Origin of the sequence: Fibrobacter sp., assembly GCA_024398965.1 — a bacterium.
Lineage (GTDB): Bacteria > Fibrobacterota > Fibrobacteria > Fibrobacterales > Fibrobacteraceae > Fibrobacter.
This window is the reverse complement of record JAKSIF010000117.1, coordinates 1-2,150: the sequence shown is the minus strand read 5'-3', so window position 1 is coordinate 2,150 and position 2,150 is coordinate 1. Positions and strand designations below refer to the sequence as shown.

2 protein-coding genes are annotated in these 2,150 nt (G+C 51.1%); both read right to left on the bottom strand.

Translation table 11 applies throughout. From position 1 onward, the window contains the following. Positions 1–130: 130 nt before the first annotated feature. Positions 131–1,207, bottom strand: a complete 1,077-nt coding sequence (locus tag MJZ26_14950; GenBank protein MCQ2107075.1) for a TIGR04133 family radical SAM/SPASM protein — start codon at positions 1,205–1,207, stop codon at positions 131–133. A gap of 5 nt (positions 1,208–1,212) precedes the next feature. After that, positions 1,213–1,860, bottom strand: a complete 648-nt coding sequence (locus MJZ26_14945) for a hypothetical protein (protein ID MCQ2107074.1) — start codon at positions 1,858–1,860, stop codon at positions 1,213–1,215. Positions 1,861–2,150: the final 290 nt, after the last annotated feature.

Here is a 2,150-nt window from a genome sequence, read left to right as displayed (position 1 = left end):
CGAAAGTCAACAAAAAAGGGTGGCGAAGCCACCCACACATGTTGATGAAGAGCCACTTTTTCCAATGTTTGCGAAAGTTCATAAAAATCCTAACCATAGTGAATGTTGTAAAAAAGTGGCTTTGTGCGAGTTATGCCCCGGCATCTTCAAGACGCTTTACGTGGCAGTATGCAAGTTCCTTGGTTTTCTCATCGCGAAGATGGAGACTGGAACCTTCGCAGTAACGCCAGTACTTGCAGGTCTTGCAGTCGCCTAGGCGTGTCCACTTGCGGTCGCGCATGATCTGGTACTTGTTCTGCCAAACATCCCAGATGTCATCCTTGTAGATATTTCCCTGGATGTAGTCGCCACGAAGGCTTGGGCATGCGGAAATGTCACCGTTGGCAAGAACGGATCCCACGTTCACGCCGGCGCGGCAGAAGAACGGGTAATTGCGAGCTTCCTTCTCGTAGCTGCCCAGGAATCCCTCGCAGCCGTAGTTCACATTGATGACGCCCATCCTCTTGGTTTCGCGGATGAAGTCAAAGACCTGCTTAAATTCCTTGTTGGTCAGTTGGAAAAGCGGGTTGTCCTTGGCTCGGCCCTTGGGGAAGACGGTGGCGATACGCCAGCGCTTGACACCCATTTTTACCAGCATGTCGCGGATTTCCGGAAGCTCTGGCAGGTTCTGCTTATTGACGCAGGTCATGGTGTCAAAGGTAAGGCCCGGCGTGTGGGCTGCCATATTGATGGCACGGATGGCGTTGTCGAAACTGTTGGGACTGCCGCGGAAGTGGTTGTGGCTGTCGTGGAGACCGTCAAGGCTGATAGTCAAGGAACGAAGGCCTGCGTTCAGCAAGTCCACGAACTTCTGGGGAGTCATGGCGAGAGCGTTGCTGACCATGCCCCAGGGGTAACCTCGTTTCTTGATTTCCTGACCGCATTCCACCAGGTCCTGGCGCATCAGCGGTTCGCCGCCGGTAATGACCACCATAAAATGCTTGGGGTCGATGTGGGGGGCCAGGTGGTCAAGTACCGCCATGAAATCTTCACGAGGCATGTCGGGAATGGCGTCCTTCAGACAGTCGCTACCGCAGTGCAGACAGTGCAGGTTGCAGCGCAGGGTACATTCCCAGAAGAAATAAGTCAGCGGGTGGGTCTTGATTTCGTTATGGCGGTAAAGACGATAGAATTCCAGCGCCAGGCGCTTCTTCAAGCCAAGCTTCATCGGGACTACTCCTTTTCCTCTGTGCTGGGAACGTCGTTGCATGTCCCGTTGAAAAAGCAAGGAGGCCCGTAAACTGCGGGTTGGTCGATGAAGGCGGTGTCCTTGACGAAGGGAGGCTCGTCAATGCCCATGGAACTGCTGGAATTTTCTTCGTTGGAATTGTTCGGATCTGTTGCGTTGCCAGGATTGCATTCTCTTGCGGCGTCTTCATCAACGCCAAAGAGATTGGAAAATTGTTCCAGAGTGTAGGAACTTCCATCACTGCAATCGCAACCTTCCGTTTTCACAATTTCAACACCGTAATCCGGGCAGATTTCGTCGTGACAAGGTGGAATCGAATAGCTTTCGACCACGGATGGCTTACAGGCCTGCGGCTGCAACGGTCCCTGCATCACACCATACATCGGTACAATCAAAGGTATAGAGGAACTGCTTAACGGGAGAATCTCATTTCTACTGTCGCTGGATGCCGGAACCATTTCGCTGCTGGAACCAGGGGTGGTCTCACTGGAACTAGACGTTGTTGCGTCGGAACTAGAGCTCGGCTCGTCATAAACAGGCTGTGCGGTTGATTCCGAATCGCTGCAGCTGGCCCAAAAACTGGCGAATGAGGCAATGATGAACTTTTGCCAATGCTTCTTTAATAAACTCATATTTTGTCTCCTAACCGAATGAGGTTACTTCTTGATTTTTACGATATCTTTGTTCAAATATATATTCAAAGGGGATTGGTTTGGAGGAAAGTGCATAATAAAAGACCTTCTAGCGTGGCTAAAAGGTCTAGATAGAACAATCTGTATCTTTTACGAAAATGATTGCTGAATTACAGGGAGTCCTGGAACTGATGGAACTTTTCCAGAAGTTCTGCGTAGGTCTTGGTGGAGTCCAGCTGGGGGAACTGTGCCACGATGGAATCCGGAGCGCAGAAGAAGCAACCCTTGTC

Bases quoted from the DNA above. Each gene is read 5' to 3' on its own strand.
- MJZ26_14950 (MCQ2107075.1), bottom strand. From the start codon at position 1,207: ATGAAGCTTGGCTTGAAGAAGCGCCTGGCGCTGGAATTCTATCGTCTT.
- MJZ26_14945 (MCQ2107074.1), bottom strand. From the start codon at position 1,860: ATGAGTTTATTAAAGAAGCATTGGCAAAAGTTCATCATTGCCTCATTC.